We start from the raw sequence: 23179 nt of genomic DNA, 5'->3' as shown, positions 1-23179 counted from the left end.
ACATGAACAAGATTACACTCACATTGGCCGGATCGCTGATCGCGCTCTCGGCGTCGGTCACGGCGTCCTATGCGGACAAGCTGACGTTCTATTGCAGCGCGCAAGAGGACTGGTGCCAACTGATGGCCCGCAGCTTTGAGGATGCCACCGGCATCGACGTCAACATGACGCGCAAATCCTCGGGAGAGACCTTTGCCCAGATCCGCGCCGAAGCGGTGAACCCGAAGGGCGATGTCTGGTGGGGTGGCACCGGCGACCCGCACTTGCAGGCTGCCGAAGAAGGCCTGACCGAGGAATACATGTCACCCATGCGCGACCAGTTGCATGACTGGGCCATCCGTCAGGCGGAAAGCGCCGGAAACCGGACCATCGGCATCTATTCCGGTGCGCTTGGCTATGGCTACAACACCGATCTTCTGGCCGCGAACAACCTGCCGGAACCGGCCTGCTGGAAAGACCTGTTGAAGCCCGAGTACAAGCAGCACGTCCAGATGGCGAACCCCAACTCGTCCGGTACGGCCTATACGACGCTGGCCTCGATCATCCAGATTTTTGGTGAGGACGAGGGCTTTGAGTTCATGAAGGGCCTCCATGCCAACATAAACCAATACACCAAATCCGGCTCTGCCCCGATCAAGGCAGCGGGACGTGGTGAGAACACCATTGGCATCGTCTTTATGCACGATGCGGTGGCGCAGGCGGTTGCGGGTTTCCCGGTCAAGGTTGTCGCCCCCTGCGAAGGCACCGGCTATGAAATCGGGTCTATGTCGATCGTCAAAGGCGCGCGCAACATGGACGAAGCCAAAAAGTTCTACGACTGGGCCCTGTCGGTTGACGCGCAAAACCTTGCGCTGGAGGTCAACGCCTTTCAGGTGCCGTCGAACAAGGGTGCAAAAACCTCGGACAAGGCCCCGGACATGGCGAGCATCAAGCTGATCGACTATGACTTTGTGAAGTATGGGTCGTCCGATGAGCGCAAGCGCCTGCTGAAAAAGTGGGACGAAGAAGTCTCGGTCCTGCCGCAGTAACGAATGCGCACTCCTGCAAGTGAACGGACCACCCATCCGGTTTTGATCTTCTGGATCATCGCCGGGTGGGTCGGGTTCTGCATCCTGCCCTGGTATGGGGTCGAGGACGGTTTCTGGTCGTTTGAGTGGCTGATGAACGGCTATCCATTCGACGAAGACTTTGCCCCTGCCGCCTTTCTGATTGCACAGCGCGAAAAGCTGTGGCTCGCGCCTTTGGTGATCCCGTTGGCCTTGCCTTTGCTGGTGCTTGGTCGGTTGAAATCCGATCCCCTCTTTGCGCGTATCCTGATTATCGCGGGGGCGCTTGGATTTGGCTGGCTGATTGCCCAAGGCTTTGGCATTGGCATTCGCGGGTTCAATTTTGAATGGCTGGCCGCGCTGTTCGGGGATCTTGGCGACCGCCAGTTCGGGATGGGCTATGGCGCGATGATTTGCGCGACGGCTTTTCTGTTTCTGTTCACCCAAGGCATCGCGGCGCGGGGCGCAATCAATGGCGACGTCTTTGTCGTAAGCGCTATCGGCGGCGTCATCGTGATCGTTACCGTTTTCGTGTTCTTCCCCATCGCCAAAATGCTGTTCGCCGCCTTCGTCACCGAAGATGGCAGCTATTCCGTTACCGTGTTTTTCGCCAAGTTCCTCGATGACCGCCTGTGGGGGCTTGGCTGCCTCTGGGGCGCGCGTTGCGGGGTTGCGTGGAACTCGCTCTTTCTGGCCATTGCGGTGGGGCTACTCACCACTGTTCTTGGCCTTGCCTTTGCACTGGTCGTAACCCGGTCGGGGTTTCGCTACAAACGCGCGCTGCGGGCGCTGACGGTCCTGCCGATCATCACCCCGCCCTTTGTGATCGGTCTGGCGCTGATCCTGCTGTTTGGCCTCTCCGGGACCGTGACCGTCTACTTTGCCGACCTTTTCGGGCTACAGCCGACCCGGTGGCTATATGGCCTGCCCGGCGTGCTGATCGCGCAAACGCTGGCGTTTACGCCAATCGCCTTTCTGGTCCTGATCGGCGTCGTCGAAGGCGTCAGCCCCTCAATGGAAGAAGCCGCGCAAACACTGCGTGCAAACAAATGGCAGGTGTTCCGCACGGTATCCCTGCCGCTGATGCGTCCGGGTCTTGCCAATGCCTTTCTCCTTGGCTTTATCGAAAGCATGGCGGACTTCGGCAACCCGCTGGTCTTAGGCGGGAACTTCGACGTCCTGTCGACCGAGATTTTCTTTGCCATCGTCGGGGCGCAATACGATCAGGGACGCGCAGCGGTTCTGGCCATGGTCCTGCTGTTTTTCACCCTCTCGGCGTTTTACGCCCAGCGTGCTTGGCTGGGCAAAAAGAGCTACACAACCGTGTCGGGCAAAGGCGATGCAGGTGTGCATCCCCTTATGCCAAGCGGCCTTGCCATCCCGGTGATGGTTGTGGCGCTTGGCTGGGCTTTGTTCACGGCGCTGGTCTATGTCATGATCATCTACGGCAGTGTGGTCGACCTGTGGGGCGTCAACAACGCGCTGACGTTCAAACACTATGTCACCGCCTTTTCGGTCCGCTTTGAGGCCGAAGGCATCCGCTGGACGGGGGCCGCCTGGGATAGTTTCTGGACCACGATCATGATCGCCGCCATCGCCGCGCCGCTGACCGCCGCCGTGGGATTGATCACCGCCTACCTGCTGACGCGACAGAGCTTTGCGGGCAAAAACGCGTTCGAGTTCGGAACGATGTTGTCTTTCGCCATTCCGGGGACGGTGATTGGCGTCAGCTATATCCTTGCCTTCAACGTGCCGCCGATAGAGATAACCGGCACGGGGATCATCCTTGTGATCAGCTTTATCTTCCGCAACATGCCGGTGGGCGTGCGCGCGGGCATCGCCTCGATGAGCCAGTTGGATAAGTCGCTGGACGAAAGCTCCCTGACGCTGGGGGCCAATTCATGGCAGACCTTCCGCCGCGTGATCCTGCCGCTGTTGCGACCGGCAATCCTTGCCGCGCTGGTCTACAGTTTTGTGCGGGCGATGACGGCCATCTCGGCGGTGATCTTCCTTGTGTCGGCGGAATACGACATGGCGACCAGCTATATCATCGGGCGGGTCGAGAACAACGACTACGGCCTTGCCATCGCCTATTCCACTACGCTGATCTTTGTCATGCTGGCCGCCGTCGGACTGCTGCAAATCGTGGTGGGCCGGGTACAGATCGGGCGGCGCACCCATCACGGATCGGAGAAATCGACATGAGCGACGCCACTATCAGCAGCAAAGCCGCGCCCGTTCGGTTCGAAGGTGTGTCCAAGGTGTTCGGCAAGGATGTCGTCGCTGTCGACAATATCGACCTGCATGTCGAGACGGGGCAATTGGTGACGCTGCTGGGGCCGTCCGGTTGCGGCAAGACCACGACGTTGCGGATGATCGCAGGGCTGGAAATGGCGAGCACGGGCCGCATCCTGATCGGGGACCGCGACGTGACCAAACTGCCCGCGACCGACCGTGACGTATCTATGGTCTTTCAGTCCTACGCGCTTTTCCCGCACATGACAGTGCTGGAAAACGTCAAATACGGGCTGACCTTTTCCGGGTTTGATAAGGGTGAGGCGCGCAGTCGTGCGCTGCATGGTCTCGATCTGGTAGGGCTCAAGGGATACGATGACCGCCTTCCCAGCGAGCTTTCGGGCGGTCAACAGCAGCGCGTTGCCGTGGCGCGGGCGCTGGTGCTGGAACCTCAGGTGCTCCTATTCGATGAGCCGCTGTCAAACCTCGACGCCAAGCTGCGCCGTCAGGTGCGCGAAGACATCCGCGCCATCCAGAAGGACCTTGGTCTGACCGTCGTTTACGTCACCCATGATCAGGAAGAGGCACTGGCGGTTTCCGACCAGATCGTCGTGATGCGCAACGCGGCCATCGCCCAGATGGGCACCCCGCGCGAGTTGTATGAGGCCCCCAAAGACCGTTTCGTCGCTGACTTCATCGGTGAGGCAAACCTGATCGCCTGCCAGATCGTTGCTGTTGAGGGCGACATGGCGACCATCGAAATCGAGGGCTATCGCCATGTACTGCCGTCGCGCGGGCTATCTGTCGGCCCCGCCACGCTTGCGGTCCGGCCCTCTCGGCTGCGGATTGGCGACGATGAGGGCATTCATGCCACCGTCGCCAAGGCGACTTATGTGGGGGTGCGGATGGAGTACACGTTGGAAGGCGGCTTTGGTCAGGTCTTTGCCGTACAGGACGAGGTGGATGAACCGCTGGTGGTCGGTCGCGACGTGCGTATGTCCTTTGCCGGGAAAGGCCCCGTGCTGCTGCCGGAAAGCTAAGGCTTGTCCCGGCTGTTGTTTATCACCCATCCAGAGGTCACCATCGAGCCTGACTGCCCGATACCCGATTGGTCGTTGAGCGCGGTGGGGACGCGCCGCGCCCTTGCCTTTGCTGCCGCAGCCGCCTTTGCGGACGTGACCCACATCTGGTCCAGCAACGAGGCCAAGGCGCGCCAGACCGCGGCTCTTCTTGCCAAGCCCAGCCAGCTTTCGGTCTCTGTCGATAGTGGTCTGGCCGAGAACGACAGAAGCGCCACGGGCTTCCTCCCACCAGAGGCGTTCGAGCGGGCTGCCAACAGGTTTTTCGCGGCGCCGGATGAAAGCTACTTAGGATGGGAGCGGGCCTGTGATGCTCAAAGCCGGATTGTCGCCGCAGTGGGCAAGATCGTCGCGGAGCATAAGGGGGGCGATTTGGCCATTGTCTCACATGGCGCGGTCGGCACGCTTCTGTATTGCAGCCTCTGCAATCTTCCTATCGACCGGGCATACGACCAGCCATCGCAGGGGTATTATTGGACCTCCGACCTTCCCAGCCTGAAGCCGCGCCACGGCTGGCGGTCCATCGGTTGAGATCACGTCGGCCAGGCGTCATCCGCAATGGTTTTCAGGGCATCGAACACCAAAGGCGTTCCGACGACCACGCGGCCCCCGTGCGCGATCATCGCGTCCGCGTCCTGCGGCTCGATCCTGCCGCCTGCTTCTGCCACCAAAAGCTGCCCGGCCAGACAGTCCCATGCGTTCATGTGCTCTTCGAGATACCCCAATAGCCGTCCGGCAGAGACATAGGCCAGCGACAGCGCGCCAGAGGCGTTGCGGTGGAACATGGCGCCCTCGGCGACCAGAGCGGTCACAACGGGCAGCACGTTGCAGGGGGCGACGCGGTTTGAATACCCAACCGCGACGGTCCCGCTGGATAGTGGCACGCCGTCGGCCACCCGCAGGGGGGTGCCATTCAGGGTCGCACCGCCGCCGCGCACGGCCACGAAGGTTTCATCATGGATGGGATCATGGATCACTCCAACCTTCGTTTGCCCTTGGGACACACCGGCCAGAACGATGGTCCATGCGGGGATGCCGTTGACGAAGTTGGTCGTGCCGTCGATGGGATCGATGACCCAGACGACCCCGCTGGTGCCGGGCTTTCTGTCCTGCTCTTCGCCGACGATCCCGTCGTCGGGGAAGGCGGCGGAAAGACGCTCCCGGATGAGGATCTCGACGTTGCGGTCCGCCTCGCTGACCCAGTCCTGATCGCCTTTTTGATCCACGATCAGGCTGTCGCGATCGTTGAAATATCTGAGCGCCGCCTCGCCCGCGTCCCGGCAGATCTCGACCGCTGTGTTTTTCTTTGAAAGGTCCATCACTTCTTCTCTGTCGCCGGTGGATGCGGCCAAGTCGTCCGCATCGGCAGGAGATCAGGGTCGCTTCCGGTCTGTCAAGGCGGATCGATCTGGCCGGGCGTTTTGGGGCGGCGTGGGCGTCGGGGCGTTGTCCACATGTGGCGGGAAGGGTGACGTAGCGTCTTCAATGGCTTGCAGAGACAGTTTTAGATTTTGGTAATAAACGGGCCTGTGGCGGGGGCGGTTTTTGGGGAGGATTTTGGGGACTCGGTGTACTCCGGCCGGGTGGGATTTGGGGTGACTTGGGCGCTTGCGGCGGGGGTGCCGGGCTGAAGCCCGGCCTACGGATAACGTGGCGGGGGAACCCTGCCTTACGGTTGACGCGCGTTGGCAATCTTTGCCATGATGGGGCTCAGCGGAGGTGTTTATGGCGACGATGAACGTATCCTTGCCCGACCCGATGAAGGAATGGGTCGAGACCCAAGCCAAGACCGGGCGGTACAGCAATGCCAGCGACTATGTGCGCGCGTTGATCCGACGAGATCAGGACCGTGCGGCGGGGGTTGCCGAATTGCAGGCTTTGGTGGACGAAGGTCTGGCCAGCGGCCCGGCGGAGGACTTTGACATGGCTGATTTCCTGCGCCGCAAGCGGGCGGAGCGTGGCTAGGCCCTATCGCCTGACACCCGCAGCGCAGGCTGATCTGGACGCGATCTGGGACCATACGGTTGCCGCGTGGTCCATGGATCAGGCCGAGGCGTTTTTGCGCGGGTTGGAGGATGTGTTGCGCCTGTTGTGCGCTCATCCAGAGATGGCGCGGGAACGGTTCGAGACTACCCCGCCCGTCCCGTACACCCCTATCGTGAGCATCTGGTGATTTACCGGGTAGAGGCGGGGTTTTTGTCCGTTGTGCGGATTGTGCATGAACGGCAGCGGTGGCGGGGTGTGCTGGAGGAGGGATGAAGTGGGGAGTGGTGGGTTGGAAACCCACCCTACGCTTGCCAACAAAAATCAGCAAGTTCAGCACCTGTTATGTTAGACTTCTTAGCAGCTATTTCGGAGGAAAACGTGGCACGCACTGAATTCGCCATGGCGCTTGAAAGACGCATCAAACAGGCATATCGACACTCGCCTCATCGGCATGGTTGGCGCTTGCTGTACAGTCCGGAGGACGTACTAGATGGCTCGAAAGTCGCATTCATTGGGTTGAATCCTGGCGGTAGTTTCGAGAGCCCGGACCATGCCGAGTTCGCGATGCCCAAAGGCTCTGCCTACGTTGACGAAGTTTGGCCGAGTTCGTCACGATTGCAGCAAGAGGCACTCGCGCTCTTTGAAAGACTCGGGATAGCACCGGAGGCCGTACTTGCCGGTAATTTGGTGCCCTTTCGCTCGCCGGACTGGAAGTCACTGGCAGAGCGCCGAAAGGCACAGGCCTTCGGCGAGGAGATTTGGGGCGCAATACTTGATCGGGCGTGCCCCAGGTGTGTCGTGACGTTCGGTAGTGACGCCAACGATGCGGTCAGGGTGTTGCTAGGGGTTAGCAACCCTAAGTTCATTCCGGTGCGTTGGGGCGACATGACTGCCCAACGTGGTGAATTCGAACGTACTGCTTCGCATGGTACTTGGAGCGGCACATGGATAGGAATGCCGCACTTGTCTCGGTTCACTGTGATGACACGTCCCGCAAGCCGTGCTGCGATAAACGTTTTGTTCGAAGGGTTGTAAGCTACCCCCAACCCCCTCCTTGCACCTCCCCCCCCACCTCGCCTACTAAGATACTGACACATCAGGAGGAGGCTCCATGCGCCGCGTCGTCGTTACAGGGCTTGGGATCGTTTCGAGTATTGGGAATTCTGCGGATGAGGTTCTGGCCTCGCTCAAGGCGGGCAAGTCCGGGATCACTGCCAATGCGCAGATGCAGGAGCACGGCTTTCGCAGCCAGATCGCGGGGGCCATCAATCTGGATGTGGCCGAGCAGATCGACAAGCGGACGCTGCGCTTCATGGGGCCGGGGGCGGCCTATGCCTATATCGCCATGGGACAGGCCATCGCCGATGCGGGGCTGGAAGAGTCGGACATTGTGAACCCGCGCACCGGCCTTGTGGCCGGATCGGGCGGGCCATCGACCAGCGCCATGTTGACCGCGCATCAGACGGTGCTGAAAACGGGTGCGACCAAGCGGGTTGGCCCCTTTGCGGTGCCCAAATGCATGTGCTCGACCGTCAGTGCGAACCTGTCGACGGCGTATAAGATCAAGGGCATCAACTATTCGATCACCTCGGCCTGTTCGACCAGCCTGCATTGCATCGGCAACGCGGCAGAGCAGATCATGATGGGCAAGCAGGACGTGATGTTCGCGGGCGGCGGTGAGGAGTTGGACTGGACCCTGTCCTGCCTGTTCGACGCGATGGGCGCGATGTCGTCCAAGTATAATGACACGCCGGACAAGGCGAGCCGCGCCTTTGACAAAGATCGCGACGGGTTTGTGATCTCGGCGGGCGGCGGCATCCTCGTGCTGGAAGAGTTGGAGCACGCCCGCGCGCGGGGCGCCAAGATCTACGCCGAAGTGACGGGCTATGGCGCGACCTCGGACGGGGCGGACATGGTCGCACCCTCGGGCGAGGGTGGCGAACGGGCGATGCGGGTCGCGCTGTCGACACTGCCGGAAGGGCGCAAGGTCAGCTACATCAACGCGCATGGCACCTCGACCCCTGTCGGTGACGTCGGTGAGATCGAGGCGGTGCGGCGCGTGTTCGGTGAGGGGACAACCCCGCCGGTGTCGTCGACCAAGTCGATGACCGGCCACAGCCAGGGCGCGACCGGCGCGCAGGAGGCGATCTATTGCCTGCTGGCGTTGCAAAACGATTTCATCATCCCCTCGATCAATGTGCAGACGCTGGACCCGGCGTTGAAGCCTGCGGAGATCGCGACCGAACTGGTCGAGAACGCGGGGCTGGATTCGGTGATGACCAACTCTTTTGGGTTCGGTGGCACCAACGGGTCTATGGTGTTGTCAAAGTTTCATGACTGATTGCGCGGGTGGATTGCGATGACCATTGATCTGAAGGGCAAGCGCGGGCTTGTCATGGGTGTTGCGAACGAGCGGTCGATCGCTTGGGGCATTGCCAAGGCCTGTCATGAGGCGGGGGCGGAACTGGCCTTTACCTACCAGGGAGAGGCGTTCGGCAAGCGGCTGGAGCCTTTGGCGGCCAGCGTCGGGTCGGATTTCATGGTCGATGTGGACGTGACGGATGATGCGTCTCTGGATGCGGCGTTCGAGGAGTTGGCGCAGCGTTGGGACAGCGTGGATTTCCTTGTCCATGCCATCGCCTATTCGGACAAGAATGAGCTGACGGGGCGGTTCCTGAACACTAGCCGGGCGAACTTCAAGAACTCGATGGATATCTCGGTCTATTCGTTCATCGAGGTGGCGCGGCGGGTGCATCCGCTGATGACCGACGGCGGGACACTGCTGACGCTGACCTATCTGGGCAGCCAGCGGGTGGTGCCGAATTATAACGTCATGGGTGTGGCCAAGGCGGCGCTGGAATCGACGACGCGGTATCTGGCGAATGATCTGGGACCGGACGGCATCCGCGTGAACGCGCTGAGCCCCGGCCCGATGAAGACGCTGGCGGGGGCGGCCATCGGGGGCGCGCGGCGGACCTACAAGCACACCGGCCAGAACGCGCCTCTGCGGGCGAATGCCACGCTGGAGGCGGTCGGCGGCACGGCGGTCTGGCTGATCTCGGATGCGGGCGCCTGCACCACCGGTGAGATCGTCATGGTGGACGGCGGCTATCACGTGCTTGGCATGCCGCAGATGGAAAACCTGTAGGGGAGGCGGCGATGCGTCTGGTCTGGGCTCTTGGGATGGTTGCGGCGCTGGGTGGCTGCATGGAGGGCGCGGCCCCGGTGTCGGGCGGTGCTGGTGGCGGACAGGGGGCTGAGGCGCGCAAGCTGTCGACAGGGATGACACAGGCGCAGGCCGACGCCGTCTTTGGGCTGGACGCGGGGTATGAGCGGAACCCGGCGAACTGGGACGAGGCCTGTGTCAGCTATGCCTATGGCAGCGCCGAGGCACCGCGCTATGTCCACGCGGTTTTCCGGAACGGTCAACTGGTCCGGTCGACTGATGGCCACGGGGCGATCTGCGCCTACGGCGCGGCGCTGTAACGCGCTGACAGGAACCGCAGACGCGCCGGGACGTTGACCTCCTAAGAACTGGAGGTTCACATGACCCATAAGATCACCCTGCAAAGCATCGACACGCTGACCCATGACGTTCACCGGCTGACCTTTGACAAGCCACACGGCTATGCCCACACCCCCGGTCAGGCGACGGATTTCGCGCTGGACCGCGAGGGCTGGCGCGACGAACAGCGCCCGTTCACCTTTACCAGTCTGCCGGATGAAGACCGGCTGGAATTCGTGATCAAGTCCTATCCCGACCACAACGGCGTGACGGACCAGATTGGCAGAATGTCACCGGGCGACACTGCGCTGATTGGCGACCCATGGGGCGGGATCGAGGACAAGGGCGACGGTGTCTTTATCGCCGGGGGCGCGGGAGTGACGCCCTTTATCGCGATCCTGCGCAAAAAGCTGGAGGAAAACGGCACGCTGGAGGGCAACACGCTGATGTTCTCAAACCAGTGTGAGCGCGACATCGTCATGCGCAACGCCTTTGAGGCGATGCCGGGGCTGCGCTGTCACTGGACGGTGACAGAGGAAAAAGGCAGCCCGCTGGCGCGCGGATTGATTGACAGCGACATGCTGGCCGGTTTCGTCGATCCGCAAAAGGACATCTGCTATATCTGCGGCCCCGATCCGATGGTCGAGGCGATGCCCGAGGAACTGGCGCGGCTGGGCGTCGAGCACGATCAGATTGTGGTTGAGGATTTCGGCTGATTTTGCAGGGACGTCTGAGGTTCGACGATGATGGGCCGGGGTAGGATGCCCCGGCTTTTTCATGTCCCGCTCAGAACCACTGCCCCGGTTCCATCAGGCCCAGGTCCAGCAACTGGCGTGAATGCCATTCAAACGGTGTCGAGTTGTGCCAGCGAAAGTTCTTTATTTCGAAGGTGGAGCCGGGGTTGCTTTTCAGCGCCTTGGCGGTGCGGAAGCTGGCAATGGCCGCCGTCAGGTTGTTGTGCCACGGGCAGGCGTAGGTGTTGTATTCCTCGTCTGAAAACGTGTGGTCCTCACGCAGTTTCAGCCCCGGTTTGGCGCGGAAGAGGGCGATGCGGTCAATCTTGCGGCGGCTTTCGGGGACGTGTTCCTCATACCGCCAGCGCAGACCGCCGAAGAAATTCAACTGCCGTTCCTTTGGGTGGTTGTGGTTTTTCGGGTCGGGCCGGGCCAGCGCGTAATAGCCCGACCGGTCAAGCCAGGCATCGTCCAGCGACACCGCATTGGGGCACTGTCGGAGATCCCCGGCATAGAGGTCGACCACATAGGTCAACATGGCATCGCGCCGTTCCTCTGTGTGATAGGCCAGCATTTCGCCGACTGTCCGGCTTTCTGAAAAGGGAAAGAACAGGTATTCGGCGTTGTAGCAGTAGAATATCCACTGCCCCGGGGATTTGCGGATGACGCCATTGACGGCCCTTGGCAGGGCATTGTCCGCGCGCATGTCATGGGTGACGTGATGCACCTTGTCCGTCAGATCGTCGGGCAGCGGCAGATCGCGCGCGCCAAAGAGCACGACGGTGCCAAAGCCACAGTGCCGGTGGTGGCGCAGGGTGGTGTCCAGTTCCACCGCATCCTCGGCAAAGATCAGCGCGATGGGCCCGCGGCTGAGCGCATGGGCCCCTTGGGACAGGAACTGATCAAGGGTCTTGTAGAACATGCTCGGCCTCTGGTGGGGCTTTTACCGCAGAGTCGGTGAAAATCTCGTGCATTGCAAGGCGGGGGGATTCTGCGGTATCGCCAGCCCTTAAATCTGAGACAGGAGCGCGCGCAATGGCCCCGAAGAAACTGTATATCAAGACCTACGGCTGCCAGATGAACGTCTATGACAGCGAGCGCATGGCCGAGGCCATGGGCGGCGAGGGCTATGAGACGACCGCGCGCCCCGAAGATGCGGACATGATCCTGCTGAACACCTGCCACATCCGCGAGAAGGCGGCGGAGAAAGTGTATTCGGAACTGGGCCGCTACAAGGGGCTGAAGGCAGAGAAGCCGGATCTGAAGATCGGCGTGGCGGGATGTGTGGCGCAGGCCGAGGGGGCCGAGATCATGCGCCGTCAACCGATGGTGGATCTGGTGGTTGGCCCGCAAAGCTATCACCGGCTGCCGGATCTGTTGTCACGCACCCATAATGGCGCCAAGGCGCTGGACACGGATTTCCCCGAAGAGGACAAGTTCGACCACCTCACCGCGCGGCCCAAGGCCAAGCGCGGGCCGACGGCGTTTCTGACCGTGCAAGAGGGCTGTGACAAGTTCTGCGCCTTTTGCGTTGTGCCCTACACACGCGGGGCAGAGGTGTCGCGCCCGGCGGAGCGGGTGCTGACCGAGGCGCGTGATCTGGTAGAGCGCGGCGTGCGTGAGATCACCCTTTTGGGCCAGAACGTGAATGCCTATCACGGGCATGAGGGCGGCTTGGCTGGCCTGATCCGCGCGTTGGCGGAGATCGACGATCTGGCGCGTATCCGCTTCACCACCTCGCATCCCAACGACATGGATGACGCGCTGATCGCGGCGCATGGCGACTGTGACAAGCTGATGCCCTATCTGCACCTGCCGGTGCAGGCGGGGTCGGACAAGATCCTGAAACGGATGAACCGGAGCCACACGGCCGAGGACTATCTGCGGTTGATCGAGCGGTTGCGCGCGGCGCGGCCCGATCTGCATCTGTCGGGTGATTTCATCGTCGGCTTCCCGGAAGAGACCGAAGAGGATTTTCAGGCCACGATGGACCTGATTTCGGCGGTGGAATACGGCTCGGCCTTTTCGTTCAAATACTCGGAACGCCCCGGCACCCCGGCGGCAGAGCGTCCGCAGGTGTCCGAGGACGAAAAGGACGACCGGTTGCAGCGGTTGCAGGCGCTATTGACCAAACAACAGCGCATCTTGCAGGACGCGATGGTGGGCCGGGACGTGCATGTGCTGTTCGAAAAGCCCGGACGGATGCCCGGCCAGATGGTCGGGAAGTCGGAATATCTGCACGCGGTTCACGTCGAATCCGACGATTTCGGACCCGGCGATATTGCACGAATCCGAATCGTTTCAAGCGGTCCCAACTCTTTGAAAGGGGTTGTTGCGCCGCGCTAATGGCCCTCAAGAACCCCTTGTTTCAAAAAAAGGGTTCGGATTATCCACAGAAAAACAAAGCGTTTTCGGGAACTGTTTCCGATTTTGGGACAGTACACATAGCTTTTCGCTTCACAGGCCAAGCAGTTTTGCTAAAGTGTTGATTATAGTAAATTTGCGTGCGCCCGCTGCCATGTGGCGCACGCATTAGGGGAAACTTAAATCAAGGGACCAGGCTGTGGCTTATCGCATTTCCAAGGCCATCGGCGCGATGGCGCTTGCGGCCCTCGCTGGTCTGTCGGCCGTTGCGCCGGCAGTCGCCGGGGACGCTGACCAGAAGACACCATTCATCTCAACGCAGAACACCCGCACCATCAAGGGTGAGCAGTATATTCCCGGCATCTGGGTGGACCCGGACGGCTGTGAACACTGGGTGATGGACGACGGGGTAGAGGGTTATATGAGCCCGCATACCGACCGCAAAGGGATCCCGGTCTGCCGCCGGGCCAATACCTGCGGCGTGATGAACACCGATCAGTTCTTTGCCACCGACAGCTACCGCATCTCGAAACACGGTCAGGCGCGCATTGCCGATTTTTTCAAATCCGCAAACGCTGTTGGCTATGTCATCGCGGGTCACACCGACAGCCGCGCCTCGGATGATTACAACATCAAGTTGAGCTACAACCGCGCGCTGGCCGTGGCCAGAGTGGCCCGTTCGGTCGGAGCCAACATCACCGACGTGCGTGGCTATGGCGAACGGATGCCAGTGGCCAAGAACAACACCACGCAGGGCATGGCCAAGAACCGCCGTGTCGAAATCCTCTGCTTCCGGTAATCCAGAAGGGATCATGACAATGAACTTCGTTAAACCGCTTCTGCTGGTTGCCGCTGTCGCTGCTGTTGCGGCTTGCGACCCGGTCGGCCCCGACAAGAGCCGGGACCGCCAGTCCATCGACCGTGACGACCTGACCGGCATGAAGGCCGGCATCTGGGTCGATCCGAATGGCTGTGACCACTGGATCATCGACGACGGTGTCGAGGGCTATCTGTCGGCCCGTCTCGACAAATACGGCAAGCCGGTCTGCTCGGGCATTGCCCCGCCGACCATCGCCACCGGCGACTTCAAAGGCGGCTCGACCTCGATCATCGGCGACCCGCTCTGACCGGTCTCTGACCGCCACTTGTAGAACACAGGACCGCGCAGCATCTGCTGCGCGGTCTGTTTTTGTGGCGTTCACATGACAATTGGCGTCCGGGAGCGACCGAGACTTGCGTCCCCCCTTCGCCCCATGCACCATATCTAGCAGAAACACGCGTTCAGAATCGGAACGCCCTGCGCAGGAGACGGGTTTGACAGCGGGCACCTTGACCGAAGCGATCCTTGAATTCCCCGATAATCGTTTGTTGATCGATCTCTGTGGAGAGTTTGATCGCAACCTCACCGATATAGAGGCCCGGACCGGGGTGCAGATTCTGCGCCGTGGCAACCAGTTGGCGGTGCATGGCCCGGAGGACGCTGTGCCTGCCGTGGCCGATGTGCTGCGCGGCCTTTATGAGCGCCTTGAACAGGGGCGCGAGGTGGAACGCGGCGACATCGACCGCGCCCTTCGGATGGAAGAGGAAGAACCGGACGAACAGCTAGAGATGTTCACCGGCGGCAAGGTCGAGATCAAGACTCGCAAAAAGCTGATCGAACCGCGCACCGATGCGCAAAAGGCCTATGTGCGATCGTTGTTCGAAAACGAAATGGCCTTTGGCATCGGTCCGGCCGGAACGGGCAAGACCTATCTGGCCGTCGCCGTTGGCGTGAACATGCTGATCACCGGCGAGGTGGACAAGATCATCCTCTGTCGTCCTGCCGTCGAGGCGGGTGAGCGGCTGGGCTTTCTGCCCGGCACGCAGGAGGAAAAGGTCGACCCCTACATGCAGCCCCTGATGGATGCGCTGAACGATTTCCTGCCGGGCAAGCAGCTTGCCAAGATGCGGGAGGAAAAATCGGTCGAGATTGCGCCGCTGGCCTTTATGCGAGGGCGGACATTGTCCAATGCCTTTGTGGTGCTGGATGAGGCGCAGAACGCCACCACCATGCAGATGAAGATGTTCCTGACCCGTCTGGGTGAGGGCAGCCGCATGGTCATTACTGGCGACCGCACCCAGATCGACCTGCCGCGCGGGGTGCCCTCGGGGCTGGCGGATGCGGAACGGCTGTTGGGCCATGTGCCCGGCATATCGTTCAACTATTTCACCGCCAAGGACGTGGTGCGCCATCCGCTTGTCGCGGCCATCATTGAGGCCTATGAGGCGGACACGCAGGGCTAAGGCAAAGCCGTTGTTTCTGCGGGTTTTCCATTTCTCTGGGGGCCGGGGGCAGGGTCCGCGGCGCTGATCCACATGCTGACCGACACGATATTCGAGGATGATCGCTGGCAAGAGGCTGGCCTTGACCGGCTGGCCGAACCCGGGGCGGTGGCGGCGCTGTTGCATCTGGGACTGTCGCCGGAGGGGTATGAGATCGCCGTGCTGGGCTGCGACGATGCCCGAATCGCCGCCCTTAACGGCGATTTCCGGGACAAGCCGCAGGCCACCAACGTCCTTAGCTGGCCTGCCGAGGATCTGGCCGCCGATACCGATGGCGGCACGCCCTTTGCGCCCGAACCAGAGGAGGGCGAAGACGCGCATCATCTGGGCGATATTGCTCTGGCCTATGAGACCTGTGCGCAAGAAGCCGCCGATCGGGGCATCCCTATGGAGCAACATGTCACACATCTGATCGTTCATGGGGTGTTACATCTATTGGGCTATGACCATATGCGTGACCTTGACGCCACGCTGATGGAACGGCTTGAGGTTGAAATACTTGGCAATCTCGGTCTACCGGACCCATATGGTGAGGATGGCGCCCCAGAGGGGGCATGATGGAACGGATTGATGGGCGATAGCGAAGACTCGTCTAAGGCAGCGCAACGCGCGCTTGGATCGGGACAGATGAACGTACACGGGCCTCGGCACGGGTTCTGGCAAAGGATATTCGGACGGATCGGCGGAGGCGGCTCGCAAGACGGGACCGCGAAGCCTAGCACCACTCCGTCTGCCAACAGGCCAATTCATGGCATGATCAACCTTCGCCGGATGCGGGTTGAGGACGTGGCTATCCCCAAGGCTGAGATCATCGCCGTTCCAAATACGATCACTAAGGACGATCTGGTTTCTGTCTTTCGCGACAGCGGGCTGACCCGTCTGCCCGTCTATGACGGCACGCTGGATACGCCGGTCGGCATGGCCCACCTCAAGGACTTTGCCTTGCAGCACGGGTTCAATGGCACCGGTGGTCGGTTCAACCTGAAACGTCTGTTGCGGCCCTTGCTGTTTGTGCCGCCTTCGATGCCGATTGGCGTTCTGCTGACCAAGATGCAGACAGAGCGGCGGCACATGGCGCTGGTGATCGACGAATATGGCGGCGTTGACGGGCTGGTCACGATCGAGGACCTGATCGAACAGGTCATCGGTGAGATCGAGGATGAGCACGACACCGAAGAGGATCAGTACTGGACCCGCGAAAAGAGCGGTTGCTACCTTGTGCAGGCCAAGACTCCGCTGACCGATTTCGAGGCGGAACTGGGTTTGACGCTGACCGATCACGACACCATCGACGAAGAAGAAATCGACACGCTGGGCGGGCTGGTGTTCATGCTGGCCGGTCGGGTGCCTGCGCGCGGCGAAGTGGTGCCGCATCCCGTCGGCCTCGACTTTGAGGTGGTGGATGCCGATCCGCGCCGGATCAAACGGCTGAGGGTGCGGTCCGCCAACGCGGCGCGCCCTGACGGCCCCTCGGGCCATGCCGCGACTCCTGTTCCGGCGCAGGGGGCCCAATCCGCCAAGGTTGACGCGGGCCATGCCTGACAGCCGGTCGGCCGGTCGCGTGTCCGCGACCCAAGGGCGGTTGCCGGGCTGGGCGCGTCTGCCGCTGGCGGTGGCCGTGGGGGTGATCATCGGGCTGGGGCAGCCGCCCTATGACCTGTGGTATCTCGCCTTTCCGGGCTATGTGGCGGCGATCTGGCTGTTTCTTTCTACCGCGCGCGGCACGCAGTCGGCTGGCACCGGCTGGGCCGTCGGGCTGGGTTATTTCGGCTTTTCCATGAGCTGGATTGTCGAGCCGTTTCTTGTGGATGCGGCCACTACCGGTTGGATGGCGCCCTTTGGCTTGATCGGGCTGGCCGGGGGGCTGGCGCTGTTCTGGGGGCTGGCGTTTTGGGTCTCGGGGCGGGCGCGGCGTCCGGCCCTGACGCTGGTGCTGGCGTGGAGCGCCGTGGAACTGGCGCGCGCCTATGTGTTCACCGGGTTTCCATGGGCTTTGGTGCCGTATTTCTGGCTGCCGGTGCCGGTGATCCAATGGGTTTCGGTGATCGGGCCGCACGGGCTGACGGTGGCGACACTGGTGGCGGCAGCGCTGCTGGCTGTCGCTTTGTCGCCCGGTGCGGGACGGCTGCGGGCGGCGGGGGCAGGCGCGGCGATGCTGGCGGTGCTGTTCGGCGGTGGCATGGCGTTGACGCCGGGAATGCAGGATCTGGACGGGCGGCCGCTGGTGCGGCTGGTGCAGCCCAACGCCGCGCAGCATGAAAAATGGGATCCGGACATGATCCCGGTCTTCATGGAGCGTAAACTGCGGTTCACCGCCGCCGCGCCCGAGACAGGACAGCCGCGCCCGCAGCTTATCCTCTGGCCAGAGACAAGCGTGCCCAACCTGCTGCGCCGGGCGGGGCCGGTGCTGGACCAGATCACGCAGGCGGCAGGCGATGCGCAGGTGATCGTGGGGGTGCAGCGCGCCGATCAGGCCGGATACTACAACTCGCTGGTGGTGTTGGCACCAGAGGGCGGGGTGAACGCGCTGTATGACAAGCATCACCTTGTGCCCTTTGGTGAGTACATGCCCGCCGCGGCGGTCTTTGCGCGCTGGAACATCGCCGGATTGGCGGCGCGGGCCGAGGGTGGTTATAGCGCTGGACCGGGGCCGCAGGTGATCAACCTTGGCGATCTGGGGACGGCGCTGCCGCTGATCTGCTATGAGGCGGTGTTTCCGCAGGATGTGAACGGCGCGCCGCTGCGGCCCGACATGCTGATCCAGCTAACAAATGACGCGTGGTTCGGGACTTGGTCAGGCCCCTTTCAGCATCTGGCGCAGGCGCGCATTCGCGCAATTGAGCAGGGGCTGCCCATGCTGCGCAGCGCCAATACCGGCGTGTCGGCGGTGATCGACGGCGCGGGGCGGGTGCTGGAGGCGCTGCCCTTGGGCGAGGCGGGTTATCTGGACGCGCCGCTGCCGCCGCCGATGCGACACACGCTGTATAGTCGAACCGGCGACCTGCCAGTCGGAATTGCGCTATTTGTCGCCATTGGCCTGCTTTGGGGTGCGGCGCGACGCATCGGTCGCACAGAATCCGATTGACCCTGCCAGCCGCGCCGCGTACGCGCATCGAGATAATAAGCATCCCGTCACAACGGCTTCCTGGCGTGACGGCGGCACCAATGGAGCATCTTTCATGTCACGTAACAACTATATCTTCACCTCCGAGTCCGTCTCGGAAGGCCACCCGGACAAGGTTTGTGACCGGATTTCCGACGCTATCCTTGATGCCTTTCTGGCCGAAGACCCGCTGGCGCGCGTGGCCTGTGAAACCTTTGCCACCACCAATCGCGTCGTCATCGGCGGTGAGGTCGGTCTGACCGATCAGGACAAGATGCCCGACTTTATGGCCAGCATTCCCGATATTGCACGGGCCTGCATCAAGGACATCGGCTACGAGCAGGACAAGTTCCATCACGCCACCTGCGAGATCACCAACCTGTTGCACGAGCAATCGGCGCATATCGCGCAGGGTGTGACCGGCGAGCAGGGCGATGAGGGGGCCGGTGATCAGGGTATCATGTTCGGCTACGCCACCAATGAAACCGAGGCGCTGATGCCCGCGCCGATCCAGTACAGCCACATGATCCTGCGCCGTCTGGCAGAGGTCCGCAAGGACGGCACCGAACCCGCTCTGGGCCCGGATGCCAAATCGCAGCTTTCGGTGCGCTACGAGGACGGCAAGCCGATGGGCGTGACCTCGATCGTGTTGTCGACCCAGCATCTGGACGAAAGCATGACCAGCGCCGATGTGCGCGCCTTGGTCGAGCCCTACATCCGCGAGACGCTGCCCGAAGGATGGATCACCGGCGACACAGAATGGTGGGTCAACCCGACCGGCAAGTTTGTCATCGGTGGCCCCAATGGCGATGCGGGCCTGACCGGCCGCAAGATCATCGTCGACACCTATGGCGGCGCAGCCCCGCATGGCGGCGGCGCGTTTTCGGGCAAAGATCCGACCAAGGTGGACCGCTCAGCCGCCTATGTGGCGCGCTATCTGGCCAAGAACGTGGTGGCCGCTGGCATGGCGGATCGCTGCACCGTGCAGTTGTCGTATGCCATCGGCGTGGCCAAGCCGCTGTCGATCTACGTCGACACCCACCAGACCGGCAAGGTTGAGGCGCGCGATATCGAACTGGCGATCCCCAAGGTGATCGACCTGACGCCGCGCGGCATCCGCACCCATCTGGAACTGAACAAGCCGATCTATCAGCGCACGGCGGCCTATGGCCACTTTGGCCGCGCGCCCGAGGCGGATGGCGGTTTCTCGTGGGAGCGCACCGATCTTGTCGAGGCGCTGAAAAAGGCGATCTGAGACCGGCCTTTCCGAGGTCAATCAGTATGGCACAGGCGCTCCCGTTGCGGGGGCGCCTTTTTCTTTGCGGGTGTGGGGGCTGGGTCGTGCTCTTGGTTTGGGACCGTTTTTCGTGTAAACTGTGGGGGTATTTCAACTCTGGCTGGTTTTAGATCCGTGGATAGTCGCATGCTGCTTTTCATTTTCATGGCCTGTGCCACCGCTTTTATCGGCTGGCTCTGGTGGTCTGACCCGCAGCCGATCCCGTTCACGACGAACCTTGCCAAACTGGCCTATGCCGGGCTGCTGGTGCTGGTGGCAGGGATGCTGGTGCGCGAGGTCGACAAGGTCTTTCAATCCGCCAAGCCGGGCATCGGCGGGTTTCAGTTCGCGCGTCAGGGGCAACCGGACGCGACCCGGTCCGAGGCGCTGCGCGCGATGATCGTGCAGCGGCACGGGCTGATCAACCAGAGCTTTCGCCGGGAGAATCTGCTGCGCGAGGCGCGGCTGGCGCGCGATGCGCAGGCGGGCGCGCGCGACGTGGCGCCTTTGCCCTTTGCCACCGCCTCGCTGGGGTTTTCGACAGAGTCGCTGAGCAAGCTGGAACTGAACGTGCAGGGCATCAACTTTGGCAAGCTGCTGGATTCGATGCGCCGCCGCGTGGCCCCGCCGAACGAGATCACCGGCCATGTGGTGGATACCGGCGACGGGCGCATCTCTGCCGTGGTGCGCTGGTCCAAGGCGCCGCGCAATGCGCATCAGCCTTTGGAGGACAACCGGCTGATGACCTTTGACGACATCCGCCGCGACAGCGATCTTGCGGCGCGCATCGCCTGCGCGCTGATCTGGGCGGAACTGGTGTCCGATCAGGATGGCGCGGTGTTCAAGATGCGGCGCGACCACTATTGCCTGTGGACCGAGGCGTTCCTGACTTGGCAACGGTTGCGCGATAAACGGGCGGCGGACCTGACACTGAACATCGACGATCTGGGCGATCTCGAACGCGCGCGCGACAATCTGAAACTGCTGATCGGGCAGTCGGTCGAATTTGCCGAGATCTATCAGTTGCACGCCAACCTGATCCAGCTGGACCCGACGCCGCTGCCGAACGATCCGGGCGCGATTGCCGAGGCGCGGGCGATCTATGCCGGGATGGGCCGGGGGCTGACGCTGGAAGAGGCGCGCCAGACCCTGCGGGTCGCGGCGGTGGCGCAGCCGGTGGTCAGTGCTGCGGAGCCGGTGGTGCCGCCGGTGTCGAGCGGCGATTTCCGCCCGATGCTGCCGGTGATCAACGGTCGCGTGCAGGCGGGGACGGTTGCGGCGGTTCAGGAGGTGTTGACGCCGCAGGCGGATGCGCTGGCGCAGGTCGCGGCGGCGACCGGGTTCCTGCGGCTGTCGGACGGTGATCAGCCGATGCGTGGCACCGGCTTTGTGGTGGCGCGTGACGTGGTGGTGACGGCGGATTTTGTGCCCGGTTATCTGCAGGCGCCGGGCATTGCGATGGCCGCCAACCTGACCCCCTTGCCGCTGTTGCGGATGGAGTTTTCGGTCGGGGAGGATGCGCAGGACGACCGCGACAACCGGGTCTTTGCGGTGCGGCAGGTGCTGTTGCGCGACAAGGAGGCGGGCCTGAGTTTCCTGCATGTGCCGGGGCTGGCCGCCGCCGGGATCGGGCCTGCGCCCTTGGGGGACGGGGTGCCCGGTGACGGCGCGTGGCTGGCGGTGCTGGGCTATCCGGTCAACGATCCAAGGGTGGCAGGGATCGAGATGCAACCGGGCTGGCGGCCCTATATCAAGCGGTTGATGCCGGGCACGCGGGTGGCGGTCGCCTCGGCCTGGGCGGATTATCCGCAGGCCTTTGGCCATGACGCCACCACGGCGGGCGGCACTGCCGGGGCTCCGGTGATTGATCTGGACACCGGCACTGTCATCGGCCTGCACCTTGGCGGCGGATCCGGCACGCAAGAGCGACGGCGCGGCTTTGCGGCCCCGTTCTCGACCGGGATGCTGAGCGCGGTCATTGCGCCGCTGGAACGTCGCTGACGCCGTTTCGTGGAGGCGACGGGCGGTAGGCATCTTGCACCACGGCAGCGAGGCGGGTATGCGCTGGCCGCCATGACAACATCGAACAAGCATCCCGACGCCCCTTGGCGGAACTTTTACGGCCGTATCCGGGGCAAGACCCTGCGGCCCAAGCAGGAAGAGTATCTGCAAGAGGATCTGGACAAGCTGTCACCGGGTCCGGTGGACTGGGAAGAGAACCCGGAACGCACCCCGCTGGACCTGAAGTCGGTATTTGGCGACGCGCCGGTCTGGCTGGAAATCGGCTTTGGCGGTGGAGAGCATCTGGTCCATCAGGCGGTGCAGAACCCCGGTGTCGGGTTGATCGGCGCGGAGCCTTTCATCAACGTCGTGGCCATGCTTCTGGGCAAGATCCGGGATGCGGGGGTGCAGAACCTGCGGGTCTATCCCGGCGACGCGCGCAACCTGTTTGACGTGCTGCCGGATCAGTCGGTGTCAAAGGCGTTTCTGTTGTACCCCGATCCTTGGCCCAAGAAGAAACACCACCGCCGCCGGTTTGTGACGGCGGAACACCTAGAGCCGCTGCACCGGGTGTTGAAACCGGGGGCGGAGTTCCGGGTGGCGACGGATATCCCCGACTATGTGCGCCAGACCTTGATCGAGGTGCCAAAGGCGGGCTTTGAGTGGCTGGCCGATGGACCGGCGGACTGGCGCGATCCCTGGGGCGACTGGCATTCCACCCGGTATGAACAAAAGGCGCTGCGCGCAGGCCGGGTGCCGCATTACCTGACGTTCCGAAGGACGTAAAAGGGCGGGGGCGTGCTGCCGAAGGCCGTCTCGCTGCGGACCCTTCCCGCAGAAGGATTTGACCCCACCAAAAGACGGAGTGCGGTCAGAGGGGCGCGATCAACTCCGCGCCTTTGGCCCGGTTGGAGTTCACCGCCGGGTCAACGCGATAGAAACTGAGCGCGTCCTCTGGTGCCGGTGTCATCAGCGTGGCTGCGCCGCGCCCTTCCTCACCCAGCCATTTGGCCCAGTTGTCCGGGGCCAGCACAACCGGCATACGGTGGTGGATCTTGGACATGGCCTGATTGGCGGCGCAGGTGACGACGGCGCAGGTGCGAAAGGCCTGGCCGTCGCGTTCCCAGTCCTGCCAGACACCGGCAAAGACCAGAGCGGAGTCCTGTGAGGGATGGATGTACCACGGCAGGCGGTTGCCGTTTTCGTCCTTGGTCCATTCATAAAATCCGGTGCAGGGGATCAGACAGCGCCGTTCACGGCAGGCGGCCTTGAAGGCGGGTTTCTCGGCGATGGTTTCCGCCCGCGCGTTGATCAGCAGCGGGCCGCCGTTGGGGGCCTTGTACCAATGCGGCAGGAACCCCCAGCGCATCGACACCAGCCGCCGACCGGCGTCCTCCATGACCACATGGATTTGGTTCGTCGGGCAGACGTTGTAGTTGGGCACTTCTGGCAGGTCGTTCGACGGTGCCGCCTCGAACAACTGGGCCATGGCGTCCGGGGGGAGAGTGACCGCAAACCGCCCGCACAT

General features: G+C 62.5%; 24 protein-coding genes and 1 riboswitch. Of the genes, 21 read left to right on the top strand and 3 right to left on the bottom strand.

Translation table 11 applies throughout. The features are described from left to right. The first annotated feature begins 2 nt into the window (after positions 1-2). Genes VOI21_RS14565 through VOI21_RS14550 form a run of 4 tightly spaced genes read left to right on the top strand, consistent with a single transcriptional unit; the run spans position 3 to position 4891 of the window. Positions 3-1028, top strand: a complete 1026-nt coding sequence (locus VOI21_RS14565; RefSeq protein ID WP_323770663.1) for an ABC transporter substrate-binding protein — start codon at positions 3-5, stop codon at positions 1026-1028. Positions 1029-1031: 3 nt separating this feature from the next. Further along, complete coding sequence (locus VOI21_RS14560) at positions 1032-3251, top strand: iron ABC transporter permease (protein ID WP_323770662.1); 2220 nt, start codon at positions 1032-1034, stop codon at positions 3249-3251. After that, positions 3248-4321 (top strand): ABC transporter ATP-binding protein, encoded by a 1074-nt coding sequence (locus tag VOI21_RS14555; protein WP_323770661.1) that lies wholly within the window; start codon positions 3248-3250, stop codon positions 4319-4321. The genes VOI21_RS14560 and VOI21_RS14555 overlap by 4 nt, the downstream gene beginning before the upstream one ends. Before the next feature lie 3 nt (positions 4322-4324). Continuing rightward, positions 4325-4891 carry a histidine phosphatase family protein gene (locus tag VOI21_RS14550; RefSeq protein ID WP_323770660.1) on the top strand — a complete coding sequence of 189 codons (567 nt, stop codon included), beginning with the start codon at positions 4325-4327 and terminating at the stop codon, positions 4889-4891. Positions 4892-4893: 2 nt separating this feature from the next. Here the strand turns inward: VOI21_RS14550 and VOI21_RS14545 are convergent, their stop codons facing one another. After that, positions 4894-5679: an inositol monophosphatase family protein gene (locus tag VOI21_RS14545; protein WP_323770659.1), complete on the bottom strand. Its 786-nt coding sequence runs from the start codon at positions 5677-5679 to the stop codon at positions 4894-4896. A gap of 406 nt (positions 5680-6085) precedes the next feature. Between VOI21_RS14545 and VOI21_RS14540 the strand changes: the two genes are divergently transcribed. The 7 genes from VOI21_RS14540 (at position 6086) to VOI21_RS14510 (ending at position 10567) form a co-directional block, all read left to right on the top strand. Next, positions 6086-6325, top strand: coding sequence for a type II toxin-antitoxin system ParD family antitoxin (locus VOI21_RS14540; protein WP_323770658.1), 240 nt, complete (start codon positions 6086-6088; stop codon positions 6323-6325). After that, positions 6318-6533, top strand: coding sequence for a type II toxin-antitoxin system RelE/ParE family toxin (locus VOI21_RS14535; protein ID WP_323770657.1), 216 nt, complete (start codon positions 6318-6320; stop codon positions 6531-6533). The genes VOI21_RS14540 and VOI21_RS14535 overlap by 8 nt, the downstream gene beginning before the upstream one ends. 191 nt (positions 6534-6724) lie before the next feature. Continuing rightward, positions 6725-7381 (top strand): uracil-DNA glycosylase family protein, encoded by a 657-nt coding sequence (locus VOI21_RS14530; RefSeq protein WP_323770656.1) that lies wholly within the window; start codon positions 6725-6727, stop codon positions 7379-7381. Positions 7382-7457: 76 nt separating this feature from the next. Continuing rightward, positions 7458-8687, top strand: coding sequence for a beta-ketoacyl-ACP synthase I (fabB, locus tag VOI21_RS14525; protein WP_323770655.1), 1230 nt, complete (start codon positions 7458-7460; stop codon positions 8685-8687). A gap of 18 nt (positions 8688-8705) precedes the next feature. Then, positions 8706-9494, top strand: a complete 789-nt coding sequence (locus tag VOI21_RS14520; protein WP_323770654.1) for an enoyl-ACP reductase — start codon at positions 8706-8708, stop codon at positions 9492-9494. 11 nt (positions 9495-9505) lie between these two features. Beyond that, complete coding sequence (locus tag VOI21_RS14515) at positions 9506-9832, top strand: hypothetical protein (RefSeq protein WP_323770653.1); 327 nt, start codon at positions 9506-9508, stop codon at positions 9830-9832. A 60-nt stretch (positions 9833-9892) separates the two neighbouring features. Beyond that, positions 9893-10567 (top strand): FAD-binding oxidoreductase, encoded by a 675-nt coding sequence (locus tag VOI21_RS14510; protein ID WP_323770652.1) that lies wholly within the window; start codon positions 9893-9895, stop codon positions 10565-10567. Positions 10568-10637: 70 nt separating this feature from the next. Here VOI21_RS14510 and VOI21_RS14505 read toward each other — a convergent pair whose 3' ends face one another. Beyond that, positions 10638-11507: a hypothetical protein gene (locus VOI21_RS14505; protein ID WP_323770651.1), complete on the bottom strand. Its 870-nt coding sequence runs from the start codon at positions 11505-11507 to the stop codon at positions 10638-10640. Between the two features lie 113 nt (positions 11508-11620). On the opposite strand from VOI21_RS14505, the gene miaB reads away from it, so the two are divergent. From miaB to trmB, 10 genes are all read left to right on the top strand, one after another. After that, on the top strand, positions 11621-12931 hold the full coding sequence (gene miaB, locus VOI21_RS14500; RefSeq protein WP_323770650.1) for a tRNA (N6-isopentenyl adenosine(37)-C2)-methylthiotransferase MiaB: 1311 nt from the start codon (positions 11621-11623) through the stop codon (positions 12929-12931). 217 nt (positions 12932-13148) lie between these two features. Next, complete coding sequence (locus tag VOI21_RS14495; protein WP_323770649.1) at positions 13149-13748, top strand: OmpA family protein; 600 nt, start codon at positions 13149-13151, stop codon at positions 13746-13748. Between the two features lie 19 nt (positions 13749-13767). Continuing rightward, positions 13768-14076 carry a hypothetical protein gene (locus VOI21_RS14490; protein ID WP_323770832.1) on the top strand — a complete coding sequence of 103 codons (309 nt, stop codon included), beginning with the start codon at positions 13768-13770 and terminating at the stop codon, positions 14074-14076. A gap of 187 nt (positions 14077-14263) precedes the next feature. Beyond that, the gene (locus tag VOI21_RS14485) at positions 14264-15232 is read left to right on the top strand and encodes a PhoH family protein (protein WP_323770648.1); all 969 of its coding nucleotides are present in this window, start codon (positions 14264-14266) and stop codon (positions 15230-15232) included. A 72-nt stretch (positions 15233-15304) separates the two neighbouring features. Beyond that, positions 15305-15829 carry an rRNA maturation RNase YbeY gene (gene ybeY, locus VOI21_RS14480; protein WP_323770646.1) on the top strand — a complete coding sequence of 175 codons (525 nt, stop codon included), beginning with the start codon at positions 15305-15307 and terminating at the stop codon, positions 15827-15829. A gap of 12 nt (positions 15830-15841) precedes the next feature. Further along, entirely contained in the window at positions 15842-16813 is a 972-nt protein-coding gene (locus VOI21_RS14475) for a hemolysin family protein (protein ID WP_323770645.1), read from the top strand. Then, positions 16806-18356, top strand: a complete 1551-nt coding sequence (gene lnt / locus VOI21_RS14470) for an apolipoprotein N-acyltransferase (RefSeq protein WP_323770644.1) — start codon at positions 16806-16808, stop codon at positions 18354-18356. Before VOI21_RS14475 ends, lnt begins: the two co-directional genes overlap by 8 nt. A gap of 41 nt (positions 18357-18397) precedes the next feature. Next, positions 18398-18444: riboswitch (SAM-SAH riboswitch) on the top strand. Positions 18445-18450: 6 nt separating this feature from the next. Further along, positions 18451-19629, top strand: coding sequence for a methionine adenosyltransferase (metK, locus tag VOI21_RS14465; RefSeq protein WP_323770643.1), 1179 nt, complete (start codon positions 18451-18453; stop codon positions 19627-19629). Positions 19630-19797: 168 nt separating this feature from the next. Then, entirely contained in the window at positions 19798-21651 is a 1854-nt protein-coding gene (locus VOI21_RS14460) for a trypsin-like peptidase domain-containing protein (protein ID WP_323770642.1), read from the top strand. 72 nt (positions 21652-21723) lie between these two features. Next, the gene (trmB, locus tag VOI21_RS14455) at positions 21724-22437 is read left to right on the top strand and encodes a tRNA (guanosine(46)-N7)-methyltransferase TrmB (RefSeq protein WP_323770641.1); all 714 of its coding nucleotides are present in this window, start codon (positions 21724-21726) and stop codon (positions 22435-22437) included. A gap of 85 nt (positions 22438-22522) precedes the next feature. On the opposite strand, the gene VOI21_RS14450 is transcribed toward trmB, so the two are convergent. Then, complete coding sequence (locus tag VOI21_RS14450) at positions 22523-23179, bottom strand: SOS response-associated peptidase (protein WP_323770640.1); 657 nt, start codon at positions 23177-23179, stop codon at positions 22523-22525.

Origin of the sequence: Antarctobacter sp., from assembly GCF_034670325.1 — a bacterium.
Classification (GTDB): Bacteria; Pseudomonadota; Alphaproteobacteria; order Rhodobacterales; family Rhodobacteraceae; genus Antarctobacter.
The sequence above is the reverse complement of the archived record's forward strand: the minus strand, read 5'-3'. Positions and strand labels throughout refer to the sequence as shown.